General features: G+C 38.5%; 24 protein-coding genes. 19 read left to right on the top strand and 5 right to left on the bottom strand.

Translation table 11 applies throughout. From position 1 onward, the window contains the following. Positions 1-80: 80 nt before the first annotated feature. The 8 genes from HNW13_RS18255 to HNW13_RS18220 are packed head-to-tail and all read left to right on the top strand — an operon-like array spanning position 81 to position 6,937. Complete coding sequence (locus tag HNW13_RS18255) at positions 81-626, top strand: hypothetical protein (RefSeq protein WP_192114526.1); 546 nt, start codon at positions 81-83, stop codon at positions 624-626. Next, positions 623-1,354, top strand: a complete 732-nt coding sequence (locus tag HNW13_RS18250; RefSeq protein WP_192114527.1) for a hypothetical protein — start codon at positions 623-625, stop codon at positions 1,352-1,354. Before HNW13_RS18255 ends, HNW13_RS18250 begins: the two co-directional genes overlap by 4 nt. Then, the gene (locus HNW13_RS18245; protein WP_192114528.1) at positions 1,351-2,394 is read left to right on the top strand and encodes a hypothetical protein; all 1,044 of its coding nucleotides are present in this window, start codon (positions 1,351-1,353) and stop codon (positions 2,392-2,394) included. The genes HNW13_RS18250 and HNW13_RS18245 overlap by 4 nt, the downstream gene beginning before the upstream one ends. Then, a complete protein-coding gene (locus HNW13_RS18240) occupies positions 2,391-3,353 on the top strand; it encodes a hypothetical protein (RefSeq protein WP_192114529.1) in 963 nt (320 codons plus the stop codon). Before HNW13_RS18245 ends, HNW13_RS18240 begins: the two co-directional genes overlap by 4 nt. After that, positions 3,350-4,453 carry a hypothetical protein gene (locus HNW13_RS18235; RefSeq protein WP_192114530.1) on the top strand — a complete coding sequence of 368 codons (1,104 nt, stop codon included), beginning with the start codon at positions 3,350-3,352 and terminating at the stop codon, positions 4,451-4,453. The genes HNW13_RS18240 and HNW13_RS18235 overlap by 4 nt, the downstream gene beginning before the upstream one ends. Before the next feature lies 1 nt (position 4,454). After that, positions 4,455-5,180 (top strand): hypothetical protein, encoded by a 726-nt coding sequence (locus tag HNW13_RS18230; protein ID WP_192114531.1) that lies wholly within the window; start codon positions 4,455-4,457, stop codon positions 5,178-5,180. Between the two features lie 10 nt (positions 5,181-5,190). Beyond that, positions 5,191-5,730 (top strand): hypothetical protein, encoded by a 540-nt coding sequence (locus HNW13_RS18225; protein WP_192114532.1) that lies wholly within the window; start codon positions 5,191-5,193, stop codon positions 5,728-5,730. Continuing rightward, on the top strand, positions 5,720-6,937 hold the full coding sequence (locus HNW13_RS18220; RefSeq protein WP_192114533.1) for a hypothetical protein: 1,218 nt from the start codon (positions 5,720-5,722) through the stop codon (positions 6,935-6,937). The genes HNW13_RS18225 and HNW13_RS18220 overlap by 11 nt, the downstream gene beginning before the upstream one ends. Positions 6,938-6,983: 46 nt before the next feature. On the opposite strand, the gene HNW13_RS18215 is transcribed toward HNW13_RS18220, so the two are convergent. Genes HNW13_RS18215 through HNW13_RS18195 form a run of 5 tightly spaced genes read right to left on the bottom strand, consistent with a single transcriptional unit; the run spans position 6,984 to position 10,846 of the window. Further along, on the bottom strand, positions 6,984-7,205 hold the full coding sequence (locus tag HNW13_RS18215) for a hypothetical protein (RefSeq protein ID WP_192114534.1): 222 nt from the start codon (positions 7,203-7,205) through the stop codon (positions 6,984-6,986). Between the two features lie 9 nt (positions 7,206-7,214). Next, the gene (locus HNW13_RS18210; protein WP_192114535.1) at positions 7,215-7,712 is read right to left on the bottom strand and encodes a hypothetical protein; all 498 of its coding nucleotides are present in this window, start codon (positions 7,710-7,712) and stop codon (positions 7,215-7,217) included. A 6-nt stretch (positions 7,713-7,718) separates the two neighbouring features. After that, complete coding sequence (locus HNW13_RS18205) at positions 7,719-8,750, bottom strand: IS630 family transposase (protein ID WP_124011554.1); 1,032 nt, start codon at positions 8,748-8,750, stop codon at positions 7,719-7,721. 47 nt (positions 8,751-8,797) lie between these two features. Beyond that, positions 8,798-10,099 carry a hypothetical protein gene (locus HNW13_RS18200; RefSeq protein WP_192114537.1) on the bottom strand — a complete coding sequence of 434 codons (1,302 nt, stop codon included), beginning with the start codon at positions 10,097-10,099 and terminating at the stop codon, positions 8,798-8,800. Between the two features lie 9 nt (positions 10,100-10,108). After that, on the bottom strand, positions 10,109-10,846 hold the full coding sequence (locus tag HNW13_RS18195) for a hypothetical protein (protein ID WP_192114538.1): 738 nt from the start codon (positions 10,844-10,846) through the stop codon (positions 10,109-10,111). 100 nt (positions 10,847-10,946) lie between these two features. On the opposite strand from HNW13_RS18195, the gene HNW13_RS18190 reads away from it, so the two are divergent. The 11 genes from HNW13_RS18190 (at position 10,947) to HNW13_RS18140 (ending at position 22,211) form a co-directional block, all read left to right on the top strand. Beyond that, complete coding sequence (locus HNW13_RS18190) at positions 10,947-11,411, top strand: hypothetical protein (RefSeq protein ID WP_192114539.1); 465 nt, start codon at positions 10,947-10,949, stop codon at positions 11,409-11,411. Between the two features lie 85 nt (positions 11,412-11,496). Then, on the top strand, positions 11,497-12,924 hold the full coding sequence (locus HNW13_RS18185; protein ID WP_192114076.1) for an IS4 family transposase: 1,428 nt from the start codon (positions 11,497-11,499) through the stop codon (positions 12,922-12,924). Between the two features lie 144 nt (positions 12,925-13,068). Then, complete coding sequence (locus HNW13_RS18180; RefSeq protein WP_192114540.1) at positions 13,069-14,766, top strand: hypothetical protein; 1,698 nt, start codon at positions 13,069-13,071, stop codon at positions 14,764-14,766. A 451-nt stretch (positions 14,767-15,217) separates the two neighbouring features. Continuing rightward, positions 15,218-16,201 (top strand): hypothetical protein, encoded by a 984-nt coding sequence (locus tag HNW13_RS18175; RefSeq protein WP_192114541.1) that lies wholly within the window; start codon positions 15,218-15,220, stop codon positions 16,199-16,201. Positions 16,202-16,203: 2 nt separating this feature from the next. Continuing rightward, positions 16,204-17,079, top strand: coding sequence for a hypothetical protein (locus HNW13_RS18170; protein ID WP_192114542.1), 876 nt, complete (start codon positions 16,204-16,206; stop codon positions 17,077-17,079). Between the two features lie 168 nt (positions 17,080-17,247). After that, positions 17,248-17,937, top strand: a complete 690-nt coding sequence (locus HNW13_RS18165; RefSeq protein ID WP_192114543.1) for a DotI/IcmL family type IV secretion protein — start codon at positions 17,248-17,250, stop codon at positions 17,935-17,937. Between the two features lie 2 nt (positions 17,938-17,939). After that, the gene (locus tag HNW13_RS18160; protein ID WP_192114544.1) at positions 17,940-19,028 is read left to right on the top strand and encodes a DotH/IcmK family type IV secretion protein; all 1,089 of its coding nucleotides are present in this window, start codon (positions 17,940-17,942) and stop codon (positions 19,026-19,028) included. Next, on the top strand, positions 19,028-20,263 hold the full coding sequence (locus HNW13_RS18155; RefSeq protein ID WP_192114545.1) for a hypothetical protein: 1,236 nt from the start codon (positions 19,028-19,030) through the stop codon (positions 20,261-20,263). Before HNW13_RS18160 ends, HNW13_RS18155 begins: the two co-directional genes overlap by 1 nt. Before the next feature lie 89 nt (positions 20,264-20,352). Beyond that, a complete protein-coding gene (locus tag HNW13_RS18150) occupies positions 20,353-21,216 on the top strand; it encodes a hypothetical protein (protein WP_192114546.1) in 864 nt (287 codons plus the stop codon). A gap of 15 nt (positions 21,217-21,231) precedes the next feature. Then, positions 21,232-21,798 (top strand): hypothetical protein, encoded by a 567-nt coding sequence (locus tag HNW13_RS18145; protein ID WP_192114547.1) that lies wholly within the window; start codon positions 21,232-21,234, stop codon positions 21,796-21,798. Between the two features lie 8 nt (positions 21,799-21,806). Continuing rightward, positions 21,807-22,211 (top strand): hypothetical protein, encoded by a 405-nt coding sequence (locus HNW13_RS18140; RefSeq protein ID WP_192114548.1) that lies wholly within the window; start codon positions 21,807-21,809, stop codon positions 22,209-22,211. Positions 22,212-22,218: the final 7 nt, after the last annotated feature.

The raw sequence follows: 22,218 nt of genomic DNA, 5'->3' as shown, positions 1-22,218 counted from the left end.
GGTTGAGATGTTCTTTTATAAAAGGCTATACTGTACTATACTTATCGTATACCTTAACAGTTAACTATCGAGATTGTAGCATGGAATCTGAACAAAGTGTAAAAAGTCTTTTAGAGATGGCATTCAATATAGTTAATCCAAATTTAACGTCTTTTCAAATTAATGATGAGCTGTGGCCGATTAAATTAGGTATAAAAAAACTAGAGCCATTTATTATGAGTTATTCGCAAGCGGTTAACTCTCTTCTCAACATACAAACCCAAGTAAATAGCATTGTTTATGCTGCTTCGGATTCAGAATTCGGTGTTAAATATGAAGAGTGCGAGCTATTCGACAAAGGGACTTTTTTATTAATTGCATGTGATGCAGTAGATCAAGTTTTAAGCTGTTCATCTGTTAATGAAAATTGTTTAGATGTTTCAATTTTGATTAACGAGTTTAATCCGAAAAATCTAGACCTTAGTGTAGGTGAAGTGCTTGATAACAAGAAATTGAAGCAAGGGCTTATATCGAGCATCCTCAACGAGTCGGGTGTACTTCAAACTGGTGCCTCAAGAAAAGTTGCCCAAAATGTGATAGATGAATTCGATATTGAACAAAACAAAACTCCAGGACCGTCACTATGACTTCTACGTTGAGTCAGTTTGAATCTGCTATAAATAAAACAAATCAGTTGGTCTCGATACCGGCATCAAAATTAACATTTGAGACAATCAGTAAGACACTAATCTGTGCGATTGAATCAACTGAATGTCGCAATATAGAAGATAGAGTCTACCTATTAAAATCAATTATTAATGAGTCAAAGCGCCTTCAGATAAAATTAGCATCTGCTGGTGTAGATTTAGCGGATAATTTGGTCGCTGATGTTGTGTGTGCAGTTGGCAATAAGACAGGTGTCTACGATTGCGCCTCTATTTGTAGTATTTACCCGATAGTAGAATGCCTAAGTGAATTTGAAAGTGATAAAGATATTGCTGATAGTCGCTATTCATTTTCAAAGAAATTTCAACTAGAAACGGTCACTCGATTAATCCCTATTATCACCAAATCATTTTCAGATTATTCGAATGAAAGAAATCTTTTTTTAAGTGTTCTAGATGCAATTGAGCAGGCAATCAACTATCTAACAAAATCATGTAATCTAAATTGTGATTTAAGTGAAGAGGGGGATATTTACCTTGATTCATGCACAAATCTCTATATTTCGTCTATCAACGATTACTTGAGTGAAAACAGCAAAAAACATCTACTACAAGATGACCTAAAACAAATTAGAGTTCGCTACGGGAAAAATATAGGCTTGCTAATTTTAAGTCTTCAAAGTGCGCGTTTTTTAAAGGTGGCCAAATGAACATAAGACGCAAACTACTCGGCATGATGTTTGGCGGCATATTAGGCACAATGTTAAGTGTATATTCAAAGAAGGCTGAAGCTAATCTGGATGAAGATTTGTTTGAATATGCATTGCAATATATTGCTGAAATCATCATTACCTATTACGGAAATACCTGGTATCAGAATACTCAAGATCAAATTGGTGAGTGGGGCCAAAACAATGGCGAGAAAACAATTGAAGAAGAGAATACTTTACGGGTAGATTTTGCAAAGTTTGGTGATGCCATAAATGCTACAAGTAAGGAAGTGGCTAACAAAGAGTTAATGGCTGACACAGAACCAACTCCTTTAAATTGTACCGGCGGGCAACTCAACGAATTGAGGAATTATGGTGTAACAAACACCAAATCGCAAACTCAAGCTAGAGCGACATTAAGAAATACTGAAATAAAAAACTTTAGTTCAGGGACACCTCAAACAGACCAATTTGATGTAGATTTATCTACTGATGCGGAGATTTTAGCTTTAAGTTCGTCTATTAATGATGCCGTTAATCTATTGATGAATGGCTCTGGGTATACATCAGAAGAGTTAACTAAAATAGATGTGTTTTTTAACGCATCTTTACCTCAAATACCAGAGATCAATCTAAACGGTGAAGGGTTCAAGGCCGATAGGTCTAATGCTAAAAAAGCCACTCAAATAGCTCAAATAAACACAGCAAAAGTAGCGCTCGATTATCTAATATCGAAACGTACAAAGTTCAATGTTCCTACTTTAGATGCTGGATTAAATGAAGTATCAAGAAACTATAGGAAAGAACAAGGCCTAAGTGATTTTGAAATCCTTCAAATGAATGTCGATTTGTATACAAAAAACAAGGAGTTAAATTCTAAACTAAATGGAGAAAGCGGCTTCGTGAGTTTTGTGCCAGTAGGTATCGTACTTAGCGAGATTAAATCAATAGAAAACAAGATATTACTTGATATTAATGAGGTGGATAACACGATAACAAAGTTATTAGCCATACAATCATTGTCGGAACTCAGCTCATGATGAAAGATAAAATTGATAATTCACGTAGACGTTTTTTTAAAGTGCCATTTGCATTGGTGGCCGGAACCGCACTAGCTACCTACAGCAAACCATCAAACGCAGATCCAATTCAAATCATTGTCCAAGCAATGTCGGAAGCCGCTAAGTGGGCTTTAGATACTGCTATTCAACAAATTGAAGACATGATGGCAGAGCTATGGAATGCGTCATTTCAAACTGATACTACCAAAGTTGCCAAGGTGGGTGATGGTGTAAACGCTACGAAAGTTGAAATTCATAATCAAAAGATCTTGCGGTCCACCATGCCTGCCCCGAGAGCATGTGATATGGAGCTGGCCATAGATAATAAGCAACAAAGCGAAACTGATTTTAAAGCATCAATTGATGAGACAAAATCATCTTTTATTGGAAGTATTTTATCAGATAAGAGAAGTTATGCCGCTGGCATTAGGGATCAGTTAAGGCTGAATGATATTGAGTTCATAAATGCAAATAGTAGGGGCGGTCTAATATTAAGCCCGAATACTTTATTCGGTGATCTAACAAGAAAGCTGACAATAGAAGAAGAGTCAACTTACAGAAAAACGGCTACAAATCTAGTGGGTATTAACGGGAATCTTGAAGAAACACTTTCCACTCATGAAGGGCTGGCCGGAAAACTAAAAAGGAAAAAGTACACAGAAAAAGCCAATTCCAAGACGATAGCAATGAGTGTGTTCGAAATTGACATAGCTAATCTTAATTCTGGAGCATATACGTATTTTTATCAGCAAATTGATGAAACCTACTACAGTGATAAGTGGCGTCTTGATACAGCTTCAGTGGCAGATATAGTCCCGTCCGGGATTAATTTATTCAATCAAAGTACGATCAAATTGGACTTGCTCAATAACTTATTAAAGTTAAAAGAGCAAACCATGGTTTTAACTTTAATTAGAACCCTACAGGAGCTAAAATGAGCGAAAATTACATAGAAAGTGCTGATAATGTTAAAGCCAATTCAAATGAAGTCGATCCAGAAACTTCAAAGGTATTGGCAAGTTATATTAGCGAATTAGATAAATTGCAAAATGATAGTACGAAGGTCCATTCATCAAGAGAAATTGGACAATTAACTGCAATTGTAGCTGGCATGGCTCTATTGATGCAGTCAAATTCTGCCAGAGCAGCTAGTTTAACTGATTTGATTGAATCGTTTGCAGAAGAGATATCATCAACGTTAACTGATCAGCTTACTCCGATGTTTGAAAATATTATGGCTATATTTTCTGGTGATTGGGGTTCTCTCATGGAGTCCGAAGGAGATAAGACAACTGTAACGATTGCAAAAACAGGTGATTCCATAAACCAAGTAGCAAAGACACTTGAGCAAGAGAGAATTAAGCGTGAAACTGCACCAAGGCCTAATGCATGTGCATTAGATGAGGCAGCAAGTAATGAGTTGGCCAACAAAGAGTCAGCAAAGATTACATCTGCAAATGTTAATGAAATTGAAACAAAAAAATATTCAGAAGAAACACCTTTAGATCAGAAGCCTGGTTTGGCTAAAGTTTCAAAGCTTATAAACACCCAAACAGCAGACATTAGTAAGATATTAAACCCAAGTATTCATGTCCAAGAAAAACTCAATGCTGAAGAGGTAAAGCAGGCATATGATTATGTCGACATACTGAAAGCCACCGCTAGCGAAGGAGTTACAATTCGCAGGCACAATCCCGATATGAGTCAACCATCACTAATTAAACAAGCTAAAAACGCGAGTAAAATAACTCACATTGAAATAGCGACGTCTATATTCTCAAATGACATTCAGCGTAAAGCTATCGTAAATGGTACTGAATCAGAGTATTCATTGCTTCAAAAGCAGATTACTGACACCTATTACAGTGAAGATTGGAGGCGAGGTATTAATGATTTGGCTGCACCAACTCCTTTACTAATAGATATAGCAATGCAAACAGCTACTACAAATAAGCTTTTATTCGATATGACTCAAAATCAAGTCATGCAAAATAAGCTACTTGCATCATTAATTTTAAAAGCAAATGAGAGAGGCTAAAATGTCTACAACGATAGAGCAAGATGTTAATAAAATTACAATCGAAAATGTCGATAATGCTAACTACCTCGAATCTCTTAAAGCTCAGATGATAAAAGCTATACCTGAATCGGCAAAACTGTTTGAACCACGATATACCAAGGAGTTTGATTGGCAAAAAGAAAAGCCACATCCTGACGATCAAGAAGCGATTGATGAACTAGAGTTTAACCGTGAGTTGGTTGAAAAAAAGGCCGCTAAATCAGAGATCAACACTTTAGTTATTGCTGAAATAATGAATGTTTTATTGAATAAAACAGGGCCGCAGTTTAAAACCGCGAAACTTAAAAGTAATTATGACCAAGAACAGAATCTGCTTGATATGGCCTATGAAGCAAAACAATTACAGGCGATGAATGATTTTGCTAAAGGTAATATAAAAAACCATTTAATGGAAAACGGCATAGATTCGCAATCAGCTGTAATGGATGCTTTTAACGAACGTGGGCCTGGATCACTTCATGAGTTAACTAAACAGTTTGAGATATCAAGTGCTGGCATGATGGACCTGATGCAAGATTCATCTGCATTATGTGCAAGCAACCCATCAATACCCGACGGCGCTCTAGATTCTATTGGCGAGACCGTTGACTCTATGGCAGAGAATATGAAAGAAATGCAAGAGACCGTGATGAAAAATGTCATGGAAATGGTTGATGACATAGTCGCGCAATTTTCTAAGAGCTAAGAGGTATTAAATGGGAGTATTCAGTAAAGTTGGTAAGTGGATTATAAGGCCGTCAATTTTCAATTTGACGCCTGGGGCTTCCAACCCATTTTATGATGTACAAAAAGCCATGAAAAAAATGGCAAGTAACAAAAAGATCAATGTAATGGACCTCAATGAAACAGAGGTAGGTCGAAAACATTTGATAATGGTAAATGAGTTACAGAAGGTGCCATTAGATAAGCGCTATGCATCAGCACATTTGCAGATAGCATTAGCACTACTATATGGAATTATTTATATTTTTTCATTGATATTTTTCTTTGGGATAAAAACAGAAGTATTTGAGAGGATATCAACGCCATTCGTTCAAGTGATAAATGAAGACTTTGGCTTTGTTTATTATGTAGTCCTGATTTTTATAACTATCGGAATTTTCTCACACGTAATTAGTTCTCTATGGCGAGCATCTATTTTGAGAGATCCTGATAACTCGGTTCCATTCCCTGTGTATTTTTCAAGACCAAAGCTTTGGTTTCAGTCAATCATAGGGGGTACGCATGGAAAGTAAGGACTATGAGAAGGATGCCCAAGATACTCTGGCCATTTTTATAATAGTAATCGGTGGCGTGTTCGCACTGATTTACTATGTACCTGAAGTTTATCAATTTCCATGGTTTATCGTTAAAAAACTTGAATTGTACATCATAATGGGATTATCAATTTTAGATATTAACCACCATATTGTCAGCATTCAAATGGCTGAAAATATTAGTTTTATTGATGAAAAAATGAGTGAGATACCCATTGGGGATTTTTATTGGTCAGGAATGATAAATACTGATTCAGCAACAACCTATTTCGGATATATATTTAATGTATTGTTAATATTCTTCGGGGCAAAGTTGGCATTTGCAAATAATGAAGTATTCAATAAACGACATGACTTAGAAAGTATATTAAAAGTCACAAGCCAAATTTGGCGTACTCAAAGGTACTTAATTAAATACAACCCGTTAGAAATTTCTGGCTACGACGCAACAAAGTCGAAATTTAGGGTCAGAGATAAGCCAATACAATATTTAGTAGACAATGGGGTGCTGACCTTTGCTAATGATGACTACGCGATAAATAGGCAGTCACTGCAAGACCTATATAGAAAGCAACTTGGAAAAGAGTTTACATCAGTTGATAATTTGCGAGATTTCGAAAAGGTGCTTTTTGCTGCATTTGCACTTGTATTGTGTGGTGTTAATTTAAAATTAAAGAAATTAGCAAAGGTTAAGGATGCTAAGACTGAAGCAGAAAAGTTACTAGGTGATATGTCATATTACTATAATGATGAATACAGTCTTAAGGATGTCTTAAAATCCTCAAACAAGATAATCAAATATGCACTGAAGCAAGATGTGATTAAAGCTTTACTCACAAATCATGCATATAACTCAACCTTGTTGAGAGGTATGTTTTTTAAAGTCAGGAAGGCTTCAGGCGTTTTTCCAGCTTCAGTTTTCAGTTTTATAGCTTTAGAGGATAGATCTCAGTTTGTTTCTTTATTTGATGAAGGTATGCCGGAGTCGTCTGTAGAAACTTATGCGATCAGTACAAATTGTATGTATGAACTCCAAACAAACAAAAAATGTTTGCTTATTCACACAACAAGAATGGAAAAGTACATCGATATTTATTTAGCAAGGTCTAAATACACAAAGAGAAAATCATTAACAGCAAAAGTTGATGGTGATACAGGCCAAGTTAATAACGTGTCGATTCTATAGTAAACAACTAGGACTTATAATGGCTTATAAGTCCCAGATATTTATATTAATTGTAGATATCAACAATTTTCAATGTGTAAGTGTCAATGATTGCACCGGTAGGTAGGACTGTGAGGAAGCAAATTCTATTTATTCCAGAGGCAGAGGGTTCTTGCAAGCTGACATGAGTCCCACGAAACTCTCTTTTTAAAGTAACTTTAACTTCCTCTGCAGAATTGCAATAAACCTTTTTAGTAAATTGCTTGATCAAAAACAATGGTTGTTCCATCTAAGCTCCTTATCGCCCAAAGTTGACCGCAGCTTTCTTATCCTGATTATCCTCGTACATATCCTGTAGATTCAATTCTTTAGTCATATTGATAGCATGAACTTCTGCGTAATTACTGACGGCCTTTTTAAATCTAGGGTCGAAATCTCGCTCACGACAAATAAAGACAATAGGAGGTAAGTTATCATCCAAATTTGATTCCAATGGAGCGGTTGCTTCGAGATCAGTTAGGTAAATAATGCCGCCTGGATTTGATACATTTGAGTTTTTTCTACAATGCTCTAGAGCGGTGTTGATTGGCCCTGTAAACTCGGTACCTCCACTGCCACAAACATCAAGATTATGTACGCAATCATCAATAGTGTCTTTGGTTAATAGAACGGGTGTTCCACGAATTGCTGTGTCAGCGGAATACACCCATACTCTAGCTGAATCATCTTCCTCAACCATACCTGCAGCGATTGAAAAGAACTCCACCATGGTGGCTTTATCACCATATATACTCAAGTGAATTCAAACTGCAGGTTTTAATTTCTGAAAGTTATCATTAATTGTATCACCGAGTGTATCGGCAATATCGGGGAGGGTGATGCTAAAAAAGTCAGTGATTTTTCGTCGGAATTCTTTTGTCGTTGCGAAGTATTGCCCATTCCTCGCATGCTTATTCATTACCTTCCACAATCGTTCTATTGGGTTTAAATTTGGACTATAAGGCGGCAGGTAATGCAATGTTATATTCAGATGTTCAGCCTCTTTAACCACTAAGGCATTTCGATGGTATCCAGCGCCATCAAGCACCAAATGGATAACACCACTTGTTGAGTAACGCGCTCTAATTTGGTTTAAAAAATCGATGATGGATGCACCGTTAACCGTTTTGCTATATTGCTCAATGACCGCTTCTGTTAAGTGACCAAGTCGGATTGCACCAACCACGTTAATACGGGTTCGGCTTCCCGTCGTTTCTATCGGTTTATCAACGCCTTTTTTTATCCAGCCTGCGGTGATTTTTGTGGCTTGGGTCGGATGAACCGCATCCATAAATAATAACGGTTCATCAGGGGTTAACGAGGATTTTAGTTGCTCATAATATTCAATGAAAGCCGTTTGTTTGTCTTCATCAAATTTGTGAGGAACCCCTTTAGGGTTTTTATAGCTGAACTGATGTTTATGCAGCCATTTATTGAGGCCTGATACCGTGTACTTAATCTGAAATTGTTCTGAGATATAAGCGACTATTTGATGGCTATGCAAGTAGGTCACCTCACACAGGTGTGCAATCAAGAGTTCAGTTTGCTCTTGACTCAGATAGCTTAAAGAGCCGCCACTATTACACGTGAGTTTTTGGTCGTGAGCATAGGCATCAATGTATCGAACTACGGTCGTTTCGTGAATACGTAACGCTTGGGCAATCATTGGCGTTGGCCAATTTTCATCGCGTAGTAAAATGGCTTTAATGCGATCACACTCACGCCTATCACTCGAGCTTTTATGTCGAGTTTCCAATGCTACTTTTTGTTCTGGCGAGAGTGTAATTTGTTTCATGGGGCTATGATGATCCCATTTGGGACAAAATCAAGCATTTTCAATGATCACGGGTATAGACTGCCGGATGAATCTACGATAATGATAGTAGGGAGCGTTTCAATTTCGCGAGGCTGCATACTTTCTTCATAAACGGCATATTCAACTCCCATTGTGGATGGGTCTTGGAAATATAGATCGGTAGGAATATCGGCATCCATTTGCCACTCTTCGCCATCTCCGACAATAATATCTCTGATAACTGATTCGATTTTCATTAGAGGCTTTTTAAGCTCTCCCAATGAATAACCTACTGCTTCTTCGATATGTTGACCGGGCATTTTGTCTGAAAAAGGATTATTACGACGTATGTCCTGAATACGTTGAAATGATTCCAAAACCTGATCTTGAAAACGGTCTTTCACCTCTTGGATTTGTGCCGGAGTAGCATCTTTATTTAAGCCTAATTTATCAAGTACACCATCAAGATTATTCGCCTTCAATGTATTGATAAAATCCTCAAGCTGCATTGTATGGTTCATATCACTGTTGGGCGATTTTACGATCTTGCCTAAATTACCATATTGCTCAAGATTCGGGATTTTTGGGTTGAATACATGCTGTTGCTGACCACTTTGAGATTGTCCATTATCAGGCTTGCCGTTATCAGACTGGCCACTTTGAGGCTGGTCATTATCCGGCTGGCCGTTTTCAGGCTTGCCGTTATCAGACTGGCCACTTTGAGACTGGTCATTATCAGGCTGGCCGTTATCAGGCTTGCCATTTTCAGGCTGACCATTTTGTGGTTTTTGTTGAGCGTCCTGCTTATTCGCTTCATCTGTCAACATTGCACAAATTAATTCTTCAGGGAAATATCCAAACTTAGTTGCTTCTTCATCGGTCAATCCCCATCCACCAAGTTCATTGCGTAGATAAGTACCAGGTTCTAATTTTAGGTCACGGATTTTGTCCATATTTATCCGTATATCTTGCGCAATATTGGATATCTCTGGATTGTATTGAAGGCATCTAGAAAAGTGATCACGGCAGATGTGGTCTAATTCATGAGTCAACATAAAGATTACACCGTCACTATTCTTACCTTGTGATTTTGCTTCTGAATCAGCAGAAAGTAGGTTAATAAAAGTATTGGCATGTACAAATACTCCAGCTTGGCAAGCAAAGGCTGTAGAGCATTGGGCAGTAATCTCTGGGTGGTCATAAATAAACATAGGTGTTTTTTCTGCGAGAAGTGAAAGCAGCCCAAATGAAGGAAGTCCATATTGGTCAGAAGCTGTTAGGACAGCTCTATATTTATTTAGGACACCTTGTAATTTTGGTTGTGAGTTAAGTGTGTTTTGTGTGCTCATGATTAACCCCTACAAGCTGTTGTTGATTGATTGTGTGAACTCTTCGATTTTATCTTTATTGACAGATCTGGATATTATCTCAGCCTCTCTGTCGATGATCTCAGAGAAGAGTAGGCTTGCCGTTCTCTCGTGACCAGCTGCTCCTAAAAAGTCTAAAACTGATTTTCCGTACACTTTTATTGAATTAGGTTCAGCTAATGAATTAGTGAACTTGTGAATTAGTTTGTATTGAGAAGATTGCTCAGGCTCTGTTGAAATTGAGGCAATAAATTCGATATATGCTTTTTGTAGATCATTATCATTACGATATAGGTCATTGAATAAAAGAAACTCAATTCCGTTTTCATCGTTGAACTCACACCTTTTAGATAATGGATTGTAACTTGATGCAATTATGTTTTTCTTCATAGAGTCGACATTACCCTCAACTCTTAAAAACGATAAACCTGCAGATGACTTGATTTGTGATGATAAGAGCCAAACCCCTAATGTTGGGGGCGATTCGGTTTTTCTAGCTTGACGCGAATGAATCAACTCATCGCGGAGAATATGAATCGATTCAATAGAATTTGAAATCAAAAATTTGATGTCACCTTGAGATGCACAGTTCGACACTTCATTAACAATGGTTTCAGCTCTCTGCCAAGTGGGGATGTCAGGGTTCTTGGCAACTTCAATAGTATCTTGAATGTTATGGCCTTTAGACCTTAACTCTAATAGGTACCCGCTAGCCCGTTCTTTAGTCATCACGCCTCCTTGTAAATCTACTTTTCATATAGTAGATTAGTATAATTGCGTAAAGCATAGAAAACAATGTTAATCAGGTACCATTATGGTAGAGGTGTATATGAGTCAATCGGTTTCAGATGGAGTGTTTGTAGGGCATTTGCCCAAACAACTTCTTATTTCAGATATGTTCACTGAGTTTTCTTTTGAAGATCATTTGAACTGTCCATTTGCGCAAGCCTACGAACAAGTGAAAGGAGTACCTTTTTTTAAAGGGGCGCCTACACCAATGACGCTTGTTTATAATGAAAATTGTGGATTTCAGTTGCCAAAAGATACATTGGACTTCGTATCGGGCCTAACTGGATATCATGTTACTTCAAATGCAGATTCACTTGATGAGTTATCAATATTACATATTAAAGTTGATGCAACTGATTACTCTTCAGTCTGCGCGGCCTTAGAAAACTTGACCAAAAGTAAACGTACCGTCCTCGAAATCATTAACTTCAAAAACATTGACCATCCAGCATTCGTTGCACTTGATACCTTAATAGACCTAAAAACAGTTAATGGTAAACCCTGACTCTTCTACACAAGTATAAAAAATATTGAACTTCTGGGGTGAACTGTGATCAGATCAAGTAACTTCAGTTACTTAGAGAAAAACCATGTCAATATTCAACCCAGAGCAATGGTCATACAATCACTTTAAAAACGGTTTCTTTGGTGACCCGCGTCGCACAGATCGTGTCATCGAAGTCGCTGCAGATATGGCACGTTGTAGTGGTAAGTCTATCGCTTTATCATGTCAAGGTAATGAGGCTAAAGTTGAAGGGGCTTATCGATTGATCCGTAACGACAACATTTCTCCAGAAGTAATTAGAGCTTCTGGTTTTCAACATACTGCAGAGCTTGCCCAGCCCTATGCTGAGATATTAGCCATTGATGACACCACTGCGCTGAGTTACAAACATCAAGTAGCAGAAGAGCTTGGCAAACTGGGGACGACGACAGATAAATCACGTGGTTGGTGGGTTCATTCAACCCTGCTATTAGACAGCTTCACGACTCAGACTATCGGGCTCATTCATCAAGAATACTGGCTTCGTCCTAATAATCCTGAAGATGCTGACGAAAAAGAAAGCGGTAAGTGGTCAGAAGCCTCTTATTTCTGCCGTCAACGCTTGGGAAAGCTCATGTCACGGGTAATTTCAGTGTGTGATAGAGAAGCAGACATACTGAGTTATATTCAAGATAAACAGAAGCATAATGAGCGTTTTGTCGTTCGAGCGAAACATTCTAGAGCGCTGATAGAGACTGACTCTACGTTATTTGAACATCTTGAATCACAAGCCGAACGGGGTGAATACACTATCGATATCGCCCAGAAGGGGACAAAAAATAGTAAAGGGAAGCCTGTAAACCGCGTGGCAAGAAAAGCCAAGCTAACCATTAAAGTGGCACAGGTTACGTTCAAAACGAAAGGTGAGACTAAGCCAGTAAACGTGGTGTACGCTCAAGAAAAAACATCAAAAAGCGTTACTGAGCCGTTGCGCTGGGTGCTATTAACAACAGAGCCAATCGATACGTTAATTCAAGCACTTCATATTATTGATATTTACACCGCAAGATGGCGAATTGAGGATTTTCATAAAGCATGGAAAACGGGTGCAGGAGCTGAGCGCCAAAGAATGACAGAGCCTAAGAACTTAGAAAGAGCGGTTTCAATCTTAGCTTTTATCGGCGTCCGTTTACTGCAACTCAGAGAAGCCATCACCATCCCTTATTATTTACGTAAAAAAGGGCTGGTTGAGGAGGCCAAAGCAGTGGAGGCTCAACGCTGTGACACGGTACTCGAAGAAGATGAATGGAAGGTGCTAATGCGGTTTAATAAGCCTAGAGGGCATAAAGATAAAGGCGCGCCGAGTCTGAAATGGGCGTATCAATCAATCGCAAAGTTGGGTGGTTTCACCGATACCAAACGAACAGGGATCGCAAGCTGGACGGCGGTTTGGGAAGGTTGGAGTACATTGCAGTCTCATGTTGTAGGCTACCGAGTCGCGAAAGAAATGATTGCTGATGGCGAGAGCTTATGAAATCTGATCAAGAGACAGTGGTAAACCCGTAAAAGGTGTATCTGTCGTGCTACAAGAAAGTCGAGGCGATAAGAGTGGAGAAAACCTTCTTGCTCAAAAGCTGAGATCCAAAACAATCACAATTAACGAGCAGTAGGGGGCGCTATGAATTTAGATAATAACAATGAATTAGCAATCCCACAGGTAAGTACCAAAAAGCTTATCGAATTGCTAAAGCAAGATATGCTCGCCAATTTTTATGTAGAGAATCCATCTTCCGAAGATCAATCAAAACGAAATGCGCTGATTGAAGATGTATATTCACGCGAATTTGAAAAACCATTTTTCTCATATAAAGTTGAACCTCATCACGCTGCAGGCAGGCCAGGTGTTGGTAAAACTACATCATTCATGATCGCAGGGGATTGGACAGCCAAGCAATTGGGATTAAATTTTGTACCAAACCCAGTCGGTGAATTTAAAGCCAGTAAAGATGATTTTGTTATTGTAACGCTGGAATTAAGTGGTGAAACATCCAAGACAGTGGTTAGTGGGGTTCCAGTAGTAGTCGATTTGGATGGTGTAAAATACACTATGTCAGCGCCACCATTGGCATCTGAAAACCTTACGAAAGCTGGTGGAGCTATGTTGTTGCTCGACGATTTGCCTAATGCGCTTCCCGGCATCCAAAATATGTGTCTCTCTTTGATGGAGCGTAAGGGTTTCCAAACGATCAGTATTGGTGATAATACTTTTGTTGGTTCAACAGGCAACCTCGGTAAACTTGATGGTACAAACATCTCTAGTACATCATCAGCAAATGCCTCAAGACGCCAAAATTGGATGGTCTTTGATACAGCTGAAGATTGGGTTCATCGAGCAAATACTGCTACTGGACCTGCTCATAGACGCGGGGATGCCTATCTAGGTGGCTTCTTTGAGCAAAATCCTGAGTTTTTTTCAACTGTAACAAAGAGCAAGAACGGCGAGCCATTTGCAACCCCACGTACATGGTCTAAGTTTCTAGGTTATTCTCAAGTCGCGTTTGCTCAATATGAAAAAATGTTAGATATGGGCGAATTGAAATCCAATGTTCACTTCGATTTGACTGAAGTAATGTTAAGAGCGCAATCTCTAGTTGGTATGGATGCCTCAAGCAAGCTAAAGGGTTATTACTTAAGCATTACCAATAATGTAATGCCTATAGCCAAAAAGTTGATTACAGGCTCACCACTGCTTCCTAATCAAGTTGCGCTAATTAAAGAGCACTCAGGAAAAGTTGGAAATGAAAGTGAGTTATTTTTCTCACAGTTAAATAGAACATTAGGCGAGTTTGCTGCCCTTGAAGTGTCTAAAAAGGTAGCTTCAAACCCCAATGATTGGGTAGAGCAATCAACACCCGTATTAGACAGATATACAAAGGCTTTAGTTGATAATATTCTAAAGTTGAATCGAGCTGATAAAATTGGGTCTAGCTTCGTAGCCTTTTCAAATAAACTTTGTACTCTTCATAATAGTGAAGAAGTTGCACAGTATTCAAAGGTCACTAACGCTCCTAAATTAAAACCGGATTTAGCACTTGCTTTGATCAAGTCATTCGCTAAAAATCCTGAAACACACGCAAAGCTAGGTGATAAGCCAATATGGAAGGTGTGCGGTTCAGATGTTGTTACAAACATTGCTAACTATGAGACAGCAGACTCAAGAGTCGCCGGCATCCAAGCGCAACTTAGTTCGTCTGATATCGCCGACCTGCTTACTGCTAATAAGGCAAATGTAGCTAAACCTAAAAAGGAAGTGGCTGAATCTAAAAGTGCCAATGCCGCTGAAGAATTTGAACCACCGCAGCCCAGCATGTATTAATATTTTCTATAACCGAAAAGACCGACTCGATGGAGTATATAGTGAAAACTGTGTACAACTGCGAGTGAGTGAGTTCTAGCCCAGCAATACTGGGCTTTTTTTTGCGCCGAGAATGCACACAGTGTGTACGCTCGGTATGTATATTCTCAACAGAGAACGGTTGTTGCTTTGTAATAGCCGCTGCGCGGCGGTTTAGCAGGATGAAGGCTTGGTCTGATAATACACAGCACACAGAATACACTATATATTTAGCCATGTTTTGCCCGTAAAAAGGCCACTAAAAGTGACCTAAGTACACATTATACATAGTTAAAACACCTATATATAACCATGCTGTCGGTCTTTTTTTGGCTAACTCTTAGCCATTAAATGGGATAAAGTAACTTTAAAAATCCAATTTACTGTGTTTTAATATACTTATTGGGTACATAATTAGAGGCGGTAGTATTTCATGTATCAATTTTTCAGAGGCTATAGCCAGCTGCTCTCAACACAACAAGCAAGAAGCAATCTAAACGAATTCGATAGTGTGAATGCATCTATATCCAAAGATATCACGGATGTTAAACATTCCATTGGTTTGATACACAGCAGAATGACTCTGATGAATCAGATCGTGGATAGTGTTGTAGATAAAGCGAAAATCACTGATGCGTCAACCTATGCCAATCAAATATTTAAAAGGTATGCATATGCACATCAATCTTCGGTGACTGAGTTATCACATGCAGAATTCCTAAATCGCTATTGTTATGACTATGCATTCACTATTGAGTTAGCTGGGCGCTATCTGCATAGGTTATCCAGTTTTGCCGAGATGCAATTGGTTGGGTTCGACCAAGCAAATACTTTTAATATGCAATTGTTCGGTGAGGTTCAAACCCACATAAAAGCCACTAAAGATAGGCGTGATTTTGCCTATTTGAGTGCTAACTTGCTAAAGTTAAAACCTGATTTAACAACTGAATCATTCAAAAAATGTAAACAAATTCTGGGTGATATTAAGTCCATTATCACAGATTATAACTTTGTAACTCTTGCAAGGCAGAGAGCGAGAGCCTTAGTGAGTGTTCAGGGAAGTATTAGCTCGTTTAAGCAAGTACCAGATGACTTTTATCTATCGCAGATATTTGCAATAAAATATGGTTTGGATTTAAATTTCGAAAAGGTTACTGATATAAAAGCATATTGCAGAAGTCTAGACCCTTTGAAGATGCTCGCAGGAGAAAAGCATTTACCTTTTGAGTTTCTTGCATTTTCACCAGAGTTATTGTCAATGGCAAAAAAAGAAATGCTAACTGGCTGTGATGTACTTTCCGTTATCACTAATTGTATAAAAGATGAACCACCGCTAATCGATTGTATGCCCAAAGAGCTAATTGCGAACGAAAGCACCATCACTCAAAATTTACTAGAACTAACTGTAAGGGTGTAGTAATGGCCAAGTTACCTATCGGTATTGTTGATACAAATAGAATTGTTCATAATTTAATTAACCTGGCAGACCAAAAGATTGCAGCCAGAGAAAATATGAAACTGAACAATGAACTTAGTTCAATTTATCAGCGAGTAAATAATTTTAATCGTTTGCTAGCCAGTCAAGCTCCGTATATAGCGGGTCGTGTTTCGGACCTTACACGTAAAGTGGGTGAGTCAATGAAACACAATAACCCAGTAAGACCTCACTATGGGTCGTCAGTCTTGCCCATGGAAATTAAGCCATACGATCTAATAAAAGCGACAGACAACACAAGGAGCTCATGTTTTTTGCATTCAACTGAAGAAATGTATTCATGGTTTAGATTTCAAGTAAGTTTTCCGGTATTTAATGAAGCTGATAGCATTGTTGAAAAACGCGATCAATATATAAGCGCTCTAGCATGGAGCACTTTAGCTTATATAAAAAATTATGATGTTGATTACATTGATGCAGCTGTAGATTTTGCTCTTGAAGAGTTAAACGCTACATCACAAATAGATTTCTCTACAAGATTACAAAGAAGGATGCATTTAATCCATAGTGAGTCTTTAGCTGGTGGTCATCATTGGATACAAGGCGTTTTGAAGTACCATGCTAAGTATGATTCATCAATGAGTGTGGCGCCACAGCTTCGCTCGTTACCAGACATGAGCATAGTAGGAATTGTTGCACGCAACTATGAGTTCGATTTGGTCAACAAAAAATCTGTTAGTAAAGAAGAGTCAATAGCAGTAGCAGATACTCATCATCCAATGAACCAAACCAAGTGTCGTTTACCCCCCAAAGTTCTTGAGATGGTTAATTACAATCAAACACCATCAATGTCGCGATAAGTCTTTAGATATTTAATTTTTAGTCCCTTCAAAACCTACTAATAATCTAAATTCACGTAAGATTTTTAATTTGAATCCGATATAAATCATGTTGACCCTAAGTATTAATTCTTGAAAGCAATCCACTTATGATGTATAAGTTACGTATATTATTTGAGTGGTGGATTTATGGGAAAAGTAGAAAAGAAAGCTCCTTCAACGAACCAAGCTTCAAGCTATTCAAGTCAAAATGCTCAGATTGCACTAAAGCTGATAATGTTTGACCAATTGAAGGGAGATAATTTATTTCTTAAGAAAATTATTAACTACCTTTCAGTATTTGCAGCTGGTCTAGTTGTGGCTGTATTAATCCTTATAAACAGACCTGATGCTGTTGCAAAATACTTTACTGTTGACGCAGCAGGTAGGCAAACAGAAGTTATTCCATTAAGTGAACCTGTTCTATCGAGGGCTGGAATTGGCGATTGGGCTTCAGATTGTGTGCGCTCAAGTTATACCTTTATGTTTGCAACATATAAGGAAGAATTGAATAGGTCGTTAGAGCGTTGTTTTACAGCTGACGGGATCTTGAAATTTAAAGAACAGCTTAACCGAGTTGGCATTCTAGAAGAAATCGGAAAGGGTAACGGTGCAAACATAACTCAAGTTGATGGAGTTGCATTGATTAAGAAGGAGGGTGAGATTGACGGTCAAAAGGCTTACTTAATCGAAATACCAGTCTTAATTTCACAGAAGTTCCCTAACAAAGTATCCCCAGTTCGTCGTTGGACTGTAATTATTACAGCATTAAGAGTTGATAATACTGAATACGACAAAGGGATGGCTATTCATGTTTGGGATATGGAACCTCGGGATTAGCGATGAAAGTAATTAAATGCACTGCATTACTATTAACCTTACTAGCAACCGGTGTCTCAACTGTCGCAGTCTCTGGTCAGGCACAGCCGACATCAGATGTTGTCCTCCCAGAAGAAGTGGAGCTTAAGCCAATTTCTTCGGTGGGAGGGCAATCAGTAAATTCAACAGAAACAGCTATTGCCATAAAGAAAAATGATAATCCCGACACTAATGAAAATGTCGAATATCCAGTAGCAGAATTTTCGGATGATGGCGAAATTCATGCGGAAGCGCTTAAAGTATTATTTTCAAATATGAATCCAGACGCGATTAGACAAGTTAAGCTCATGTCAGAATTAATGCTTGAGGCGCAAAGCAGTCAGGTTACACCATTAGACCCATCACAAAATGTTTTCGTATTAAGTCTATCTCCAGGGGGGAGACCTCCGACTATTAGGACTCGTGAGGGGTTTAATACCGTTATAAGTTTTTTAGATACTCTTGGTAAGCCTTGGCCTATTGAATGGTCGCTACCAGGTAATGACGCATACGAAGAAATTGATTCTCAGGGCGATAAACCCGTCACACACACGATTGTGTTAAACGCAAAAGCCAAATACGAAACAACAAATTATACTGTTAAGTTGTTGGGTCTTGATGATCCCTTGATGTTTATCCTGTTGAATACTATTCACGGTAAAACCGATTTTAAAATTACGTACAAAATCCCTAAGATTGGTCCCAACACGCAATATGAATCTGCAACAGGAATAGGTACTCGTGGTGCGTCCAGTTCAACTAATTCAATCCTAGATATTAACATGGATGAATTAGACCAGTTTTTTGCTAACCCTCCAGCGAAGGCAAATGTCATTCCTGTTTCCCTACCTCAAGTTGCCAGTGTTTGGTTTTATAACGGGCTTTTTATTGTAAAAACAAGACACGAATTAGCGGAAGATTATGAGCGCATAACTTATGGCCCAAATGGGTGGAAGGTATATGCAATAAGAGAAATTGATTATGAAATGGTTGTTGTAACTGAAGATGGCATGATCCAAGTATCTTTGCCTGCTGAATTAATTCATAACTACTCAAAGATGGACTCAAAATAATGAAGACGTTTTTTTTAGGCATAAAAAAGGCGTGGATGACACTGCCTATTAAAGCTAAGAAGGTTTATAAGCTATCTGGAGCCATTGTGTTAATTGGTGGTTATTATCTTTATACGTTGTTTGCTGGGCCTGAAGATACTTTGTCTTCAACCGTTTCGATTGGTAAGAACCCACCTTCAGTTGATGCCTCAAGTGTTGAAGGGCAGCAGTTGGATTACGAGCAGGCACAATATTTAAAACTAAAAGAAGCTGAGCTGGCAGAAAACAAAAGAGAATCAGGTCAGAGTTATCTTCCAGACTTTAAAGCACTTGAAACTGAAACTTCAACTGGTAATGATTTTCTCCAAAAGCCACCAGAAATTAAGCCTGAAGAGCCTCCAGCAGATAATGGAAATGGCCGTCGGAATTTCCCTTCAGAAAAAGACAATACCCGAGCAGAAGAATCACAAAAGCAACAACTCAGGGATGAAGAGCGGAAGTTGGCGATTGAGGCTAGAGTTGCAGCATATTCAAATGTAGTCGGAATGGTAAAGACGCCAAAAATTGCTGGAACCCTTCAGCAGCACTATAAGCCAGTGGAAGTTAATAAGGACCAAGTAACAGCAAATGCTGCTCAAAATTTAGCAAATGGCAGCGGGAAAGTGATGGTTGCAAATAGGCTTACAGTGGGTGATACCGTTATGGCCAAGATAGATAACTACGTCAACTCGGATAACAGTTCTAAGTTTGTGAGGTTGACACTGTTAGAAGGAGAGCTTGAGTCGGGAATAGTCATGGGAGAGTACGAACGGGTTAATGGGGTTATCACCATCGTTACTAAAACCCTTTCTAAAAATGGGGTTACCACTCCGTTTCCAGGTATCGTTGTGACTTCTGGAGGGAGAATGGAAACAGGACTTTCTACAGATACTGATTATCACACTTTATATCGTTGGAGTGCTTTAGTCTTCAGTGGTGCTTTAAAAGGCGCTGGAGAAATGTACTTAACAGCTACTGATGAGGTAATTACAGATAATGGGACGGTCATCAAGGTAAATGAAAAAGATCCTTTAGATATAGTTATGGGAGTGGCTAAGGGTGTCGGTGATGTAACGGCCGATATTGCGCTGAAAGAGTTTGCTATACCTCCAACTGTGATTGTTGACCCAATAGAAATGCCCGTTGTGGGGATTATGTTAACAGGTGATGCGGAAGCGCCGTGGTTTTCGTCTGAAATAAGAGAATTTGCCCGTTAATTTCCATTTTTTTAAAAAAACGATTTAATTTAAGTTGAATATGATTTATATTTCAATATACCTAATAGATAGTAAATAAGTAGGTTCTTGTGAGTAGAAATATTGAGGCGGGTAACTTCCCTGATTCGACCGAATACGTTGATGATGATGAAATTGATGCAATGCTAGGTAACACAGTCGGTAATCACCGTGAAGAAGATGAAGCTGCAGCTTTAATAACCAATGATGGAAGACCGGCAACGGACACTGTTCCTGGTGAAACAAAAAAGAAAAAATTAACAAAAAATCAAATTGCGTTAATTGTTGTTGTCGCCACATTTGGTTTTTTTGCATTGATGTTGTTTATCCAAATGCCCAGCAACCCAAATACTGCCGTCAAAAGCAGTTCTGGTTTTGTTCCATCACATACAGCGCAACTAGAGCCCATTTTGGATAGTGAGGTTGTCTTAGAATTAAAACAAGATATATCAGACCTGAAAGAGTCGATAGGCTCCACTAAGGATTCTGCAAATGAAGCTTTTGAATCGATAGCAATTTCCCTGAAAAACCTTCAAGCGTCTAACAAAGCTATTATTGAAGAAGTGACCACTGTTAAATCAAAATATGATGATTTATTAAGTAATGGCAACAATAAATATGTGGACCAATCAAACAAAATTGGCTCATTACAAAACGAATTCAAGAATCAAATCGCGAAGGTTAAAGCTGAGCTAGTGACGTTCAAAAACGAACAAAACAATAAACTAGATATTGCAAAGAGAAAGCAATATGAAGTGGTTAGTGTAGTAACCGGAAAAGCACTGCTTAGAGAAATAAGTAGTGGTAAAGAGCTTCGTATTGAAAAAGGTGTAGCACTTGATGGGTTTGGTTCTATAAGTGAAATCAACATTACTGGCTGCATCACTTTTGAATCAGGTGAGCGCTACACTCCGCTGAAAGGCCGTTGTAGTTAATATGAGGATCTTCAAGTGCAAACAGATGTAGTAATAGGCTGGATACAGACAATTCATACGGCAGGTACGGTTTATATATCGTTCTTCTTCGTAGTTGGTATCGCCTTTGCCGCAATGGTGTTTGTAAATATTAAACAGTTATCACAGATGGGTTCTATGCAAACGAGACAACCGCCAAGTGTTACCGCGACTATTGCTTTTGCAGTTGGATCTGGAATGGCTATTTACATGGCGGGGTATATAAATGCATTAGATGAAACAATTTTTTCAGGGGTTATGAGTGTAGGGACTAATGACCCATTATCTTGGAGAGTTGACGATACAGTCAGTGTTGGAGGCGGTCATGAAGAAGTAATTATGTTATTTTTGAAAACAGTAATTAAATTTTTCGGGTTAATTGGAGTTGGTAGCTCCATTAACTGCGTTCTCAAAATTGGTACTCAATATGAGAAAGAAGACACAAAAAAACAAGCAATTGTTTTTGCCCTTGGTGGAATAGCTTTCATCCGTATTGAGCAAACAACACAACTTATAGCAGATCTAATACCGTTATTCGGTGGAATTGCAGAAATATTAGCTTAGGAAAAAATATGAAATCAATAAAAGGTTATTTAACTAAATTTACTAATAAAATGAATGCTACATATTTTGCATTTGTCGCGCTAATGCTAATGCCAGGCACTGCGAATGCAGCTGGTACTGGCGTACAAGGTATATTGGTAAACATACAAAATCTATTTCAAGTCGGTGGCCAAACTATTATTGCCGGTTCGTTTGTGGTGGGCCTTGGTTTCGCAGGGATGGCATTCTTCTTGTTTAAAGGAGCTGGAGAGCCTAATGGTCAAAACAAAGGCGTGTGGTTGTCGATTATACTTTGTGCATTTGCTGCCGGTGGTTTGATGTATCTTGGCGCTTCAGCATACACGTTCGGCGATACCCTTTTTAATAGCGATGGTTCAGCTAGTTCAATCGATAAAACAAAATACGGTCTGTAAGACGCAC

Source organism: Shewanella sp. BF02_Schw, assembly GCF_014596695.2.
Lineage (GTDB): Bacteria > Pseudomonadota > Gammaproteobacteria > Enterobacterales > Shewanellaceae > Shewanella.
The sequence above is the reverse complement of the archived record's forward strand: the minus strand, read 5'-3'. Positions and strand labels throughout refer to the sequence as shown.

What these genes read in the sequence shown, in the direction of transcription:
- HNW13_RS18185 (WP_192114076.1), top strand. Translation starts at nt 11,497, where the DNA reads ATGTCAATATTCAACCCAGAGCAATGGTCATACAATCACTTTAAAAAC.
- HNW13_RS18140 (WP_192114548.1), top strand. Translation starts at nt 21,807, where the DNA reads ATGAAATCAATAAAAGGTTATTTAACTAAATTTACTAATAAAATGAAT.
- HNW13_RS18245 (WP_192114528.1), top strand. Translation starts at nt 1,351, where the DNA reads ATGAACATAAGACGCAAACTACTCGGCATGATGTTTGGCGGCATATTA.
- HNW13_RS18240 (WP_192114529.1), top strand. Translation starts at nt 2,391, where the DNA reads ATGATGAAAGATAAAATTGATAATTCACGTAGACGTTTTTTTAAAGTG.
- HNW13_RS18215 (WP_192114534.1), bottom strand. Translation starts at nt 7,205, where the DNA reads ATGGAACAACCATTGTTTTTGATCAAGCAATTTACTAAAAAGGTTTAT.
- HNW13_RS18155 (WP_192114545.1), top strand. Translation starts at nt 19,028, where the DNA reads ATGAAGACGTTTTTTTTAGGCATAAAAAAGGCGTGGATGACACTGCCT.
- HNW13_RS18175 (WP_192114541.1), top strand. Translation starts at nt 15,218, where the DNA reads ATGTATCAATTTTTCAGAGGCTATAGCCAGCTGCTCTCAACACAACAA.
- HNW13_RS18165 (WP_192114543.1), top strand. Translation starts at nt 17,248, where the DNA reads ATGGGAAAAGTAGAAAAGAAAGCTCCTTCAACGAACCAAGCTTCAAGC.
- HNW13_RS18250 (WP_192114527.1), top strand. Translation starts at nt 623, where the DNA reads ATGACTTCTACGTTGAGTCAGTTTGAATCTGCTATAAATAAAACAAAT.
- HNW13_RS18225 (WP_192114532.1), top strand. Translation starts at nt 5,191, where the DNA reads ATGGGAGTATTCAGTAAAGTTGGTAAGTGGATTATAAGGCCGTCAATT.
- HNW13_RS18230 (WP_192114531.1), top strand. Translation starts at nt 4,455, where the DNA reads ATGTCTACAACGATAGAGCAAGATGTTAATAAAATTACAATCGAAAAT.
- HNW13_RS18235 (WP_192114530.1), top strand. Translation starts at nt 3,350, where the DNA reads ATGAGCGAAAATTACATAGAAAGTGCTGATAATGTTAAAGCCAATTCA.
- HNW13_RS18190 (WP_192114539.1), top strand. Translation starts at nt 10,947, where the DNA reads ATGAGTCAATCGGTTTCAGATGGAGTGTTTGTAGGGCATTTGCCCAAA.
- HNW13_RS18205 (WP_124011554.1), bottom strand. Translation starts at nt 8,750, where the DNA reads ATGAAACAAATTACACTCTCGCCAGAACAAAAAGTAGCATTGGAAACT.
- HNW13_RS18195 (WP_192114538.1), bottom strand. Translation starts at nt 10,846, where the DNA reads ATGACTAAAGAACGGGCTAGCGGGTACCTATTAGAGTTAAGGTCTAAA.
- HNW13_RS18170 (WP_192114542.1), top strand. Translation starts at nt 16,204, where the DNA reads ATGGCCAAGTTACCTATCGGTATTGTTGATACAAATAGAATTGTTCAT.
- HNW13_RS18180 (WP_192114540.1), top strand. Translation starts at nt 13,069, where the DNA reads ATGAATTTAGATAATAACAATGAATTAGCAATCCCACAGGTAAGTACC.
- HNW13_RS18255 (WP_192114526.1), top strand. Translation starts at nt 81, where the DNA reads ATGGAATCTGAACAAAGTGTAAAAAGTCTTTTAGAGATGGCATTCAAT.
- HNW13_RS18200 (WP_192114537.1), bottom strand. Translation starts at nt 10,099, where the DNA reads ATGAGCACACAAAACACACTTAACTCACAACCAAAATTACAAGGTGTC.
- HNW13_RS18160 (WP_192114544.1), top strand. Translation starts at nt 17,940, where the DNA reads ATGAAAGTAATTAAATGCACTGCATTACTATTAACCTTACTAGCAACC.
- HNW13_RS18220 (WP_192114533.1), top strand. Translation starts at nt 5,720, where the DNA reads ATGGAAAGTAAGGACTATGAGAAGGATGCCCAAGATACTCTGGCCATT.